This window comes from Pseudomonas sp. P5_B2 (assembly GCF_056400445.1).
In genome coordinates this window covers 1-3,182 of record NZ_JBFULH010000469.1, presented here as the reverse complement: position 1 = coordinate 3,182, position 3,182 = coordinate 1, and the positions used below count along the sequence as shown (strand labels likewise).

Sequence of the window (3,182 nt, the reverse complement as noted above, 5' to 3'; positions counted from 1 at the left end):
CTGTCATCCACCGCCATTGTCAGCAAAGAGCTGACCAGTCTTGGCGAGATTTTCAGCAGTCATGGCCAAAATGCTATCGCCGTGCTGCTGTTTCAGGACGTGGTGGCTGTTTTGCTGTTGACCCTGGTACCGGTATTCGCTGGGAACAGTGATCAAGCCTGGTATTGGGCGCTACCGCTGACTCTGCTGAAAACCGTGGTGTTGTTCGTCGGCCTGCTGCTGGTCAGCCGCTGGCTGTTACCCAGATTGTTCCATGAAGTCGCCGCCGCCCGCTCTGCCGAACTGTTCGTATTGCTGGCGCTGGTGATCGTTCTGCTGACGGCCTGGCTGACTCACCTACTTGGCCTCTCCCCCGCCTTGGGCGCGTTTCTCGCCGGCATGCTCCTGGGCGAAAGTCATTACCGGCATCAGGTCGAGGCCGATATCCGCCCGTTTCGCGACATTCTGCTCGGGGTGTTCTTCGTCAGCATCGGCATGCTGATCGACTTGAATTTGTTCGCCAGCCACGCCCTGATGATCCTTGGCCTGACGCTGGGATTGCTGCTGATCAAGGGCACCGTGGTGGCGCTGCTGGTCAAATGGCGAGGTAGCGATGGCGAAACCGCCTGGCGCAGCGGCCTGGCACTGGCCCAAGGGGGAGAGTTCTGCTTTGCATTGATGGCGCAGATGCAACAAAGCGATCTGATACCCGCGCAACTCGGCGGCCTGCTGCTGGCCGCTACGTTCTGTTCGATGTTGGTCACGCCACTGATGTTGCGCGCAGCCCCGACTATCGCAAAGCGCCTGCACCGCAAGTCCAACAAGGAAGCACAACTCGAAGAAATCAGTGCGCTTAACGCGGATCTCGACAAGCATGTCGTCATCTGTGGTTACGGGCGTGTTGGCCAGTCTATCGGGCGCTGTCTGCGCCATCAGCAGCAACCTTACATTGCCCTGGACCACGATGCGGTAAGGGTCGAGGAAGCGGCCGTCAGCGAAAGCTGCGTGCATTACGGCGATTCGCGTCGAGGCGAATTACTGGTTGCCGTAGGACTGGCCCGCGCCAGACTGTTGGTGATCGCTGTGGACCAGACCGACATCGCGCTGGAGATACTCAAGGAAGCCCGCAGGGTCAATTCGCGTGTGCCGATTCTGGTCCGTACCCGGGATGACAGCCAGTTGACCGAATTGAAAGAGGCCGGCGCCAGCGAAGTCGTACCGGAGTTGCTGGAGTCCAGCCTGATGCTCGCCTCCCATGCGCTGATCATGCTGGGATTGCCCGCCCATCAAGTACAGGAGCGGGCGGATCAGATACGTCATGATCGCTACCGGATGTTGCACGATTTTTATCCCGGGGCCGAAGATGCAGAGAAGTGATTCAGTCCTGACTGACGGAGCCGATCTTGTGCACCGACAAGTCCGCGCCGTAATACTCCTCTTCCTGACTCAGGCGCAATCCATGGAACGCCTTTATCGCTCCATACACCGCAAAACCACCGGCGAGCGCCACAACCACACCCAGAGAGGTGCCGATCAACTGACTGATCAGGCTCACTCCACCCAGACCGCCCAAGGTCGTCTGGCCAAAAATCCCGCAGGCAACTCCGCCCCACACGCCACACRGACCGTGCAAAGGCCACACACCCAGCACATCGTCGATGTGCCATTTGCCCTGCGCCGCCGTAAAGCACCAAACAAAAAGTGCCCCGGCGATGGCACCGGTCAGCAGAGCGCCCACAGGGTGCACCAGGTCGGAACCCGCGCAGATGGCCACAAGTCCGGCCAGTGGTCCGTTGTGCAAAAAGCCTGGGTCGTTGCGCCCGACGATCAACGCCGCCATGGTTCCGCCGACCATGGCCATCAGCGAATTAACTGCTACCAGACCGCTCAAGCCTTGCAAGGTCTGGGCGCTCATGACGTTGAAGCCAAACCAGCCGACTATCAGTATCCACGAGCCCAACGCGAGAAAGGGAATGCTCGATGGTGCAAACGCCACCAGGCGACCRTCGCGATAGCGCCCATTTCGTGGCCCAAGCAACAACACTGCCGCGAGTGCCAGCCAGCCCCCCATGGCGTGAACCACTACGGAGCCTGCAAAGTCATGGAAGCTGGACCCGAATCGCGCCAGCAACCACGCTTGCAAACCAAAATTGCCGTTCCAGATCATCCCTTCAAAAAAGGGATAGATGAACGCAACGATCAGTGCGGTCGCGCACAACTGCGGGACGAATCTGGCACGTTCGGCAATGCCCCCGGAAATGATCGCCGGAATGGCCGCGGCGAAGGTCAGCAGAAAGAAGAACTTCACCAGCCCGTAACCATGGTCGGCATTGATCACCGCCGCCGGTTGCAAAAAGGTCACCCCATAAGAAATCCAATAGCCTATAAAGAAGTAGGCCAAGGTCGAAATGGCGAAGTCGCTGAGGATCTTCGACAAGGCGTTAACCTGGTTYTTTTGCCGAACCGTACCGACCTCAAGGAACGCGAAACCGGCGTGCATGGCCAACACCATGACTGCACCGATCAGGATAAACAGTGTGTTAGAGCTGTGGACTAGACTGTCTACAGCACTTTGCAGATTTTCCATGGATTGGCAGACCTTAAGACTGAAAAAGCACCAAAGCAGTTCGCGCAGGCGATTTACGCACCAAGTTGCGGCTTATCCGGATCGAATCGTTGATCCCCATGAGTCGCTTTGGCGCAAAACAGCGAAATTTTCCCGCGGTTTTTTATTGTTTGAGTCGAGGTTTTCCTGAAATCACGCCCGGCAACAGCGCAGCGGCGTCGGTAAACGCACCACGACACAGCAAAAGTTGTACCAGTCATTTGTACTGAACCTTCACGCAAGGCTCATACTCGAACCCATCAGAAGCCACTACGGAGATCCACCAATGGCCAGCATCAAGGCAAAGACTGCTCAAGAAATCCTGATGAACGATTTTCAAACACTGGTCAGCGACACCGAACGGTTGCTGGAACACACCGCCACCCTCGCCGGCGATCAGGCGGATGAGCTGCGCACCCAGATTCACGACAGTCTGTTGCGCGCTCGGGAAACCTTGAAACTCACCGAAGACTCGTTACGCGAGCGCGGTCAGGCTGCCGTCACCGCTACCGAGGATTACGTTCAGGCCAACCCATGGCAATCGGTCGGGATTGCCGCCGGGGTAGGTTTCCTCATTGGCCTGCTAGCTTCTCGGCGC

At 57.8% G+C, this 3,182-nt stretch carries 3 protein-coding genes; 2 read left to right on the top strand and 1 reads right to left on the bottom strand.

Annotation, left to right across the window (positions count from 1 at the left end; all coding sequences use genetic code 11):
* On the top strand, positions 1–1,356 hold a 1,356-nt coding region (locus AC1DRJ_RS22505), incomplete at its 5' end, for a cation:proton antiporter domain-containing protein (RefSeq protein WP_477804082.1).
* 1 nt (position 1,357) lies between these two features.
* On the opposite strand, the gene AC1DRJ_RS22500 is transcribed toward AC1DRJ_RS22505, so the two are convergent.
* Positions 1,358–2,566, bottom strand: a complete 1,209-nt coding sequence (locus AC1DRJ_RS22500) for an ammonium transporter (RefSeq protein WP_477804081.1) — start codon at positions 2,564–2,566, stop codon at positions 1,358–1,360.
* 304 nt (positions 2,567–2,870) lie between these two features.
* Here AC1DRJ_RS22500 and AC1DRJ_RS22495 point away from each other — a divergent pair.
* The coding region (locus AC1DRJ_RS22495; RefSeq protein ID WP_007943326.1) for an ElaB/YgaM/YqjD family protein at positions 2,871–3,182 on the top strand (312 nt) is incomplete at its 3' end.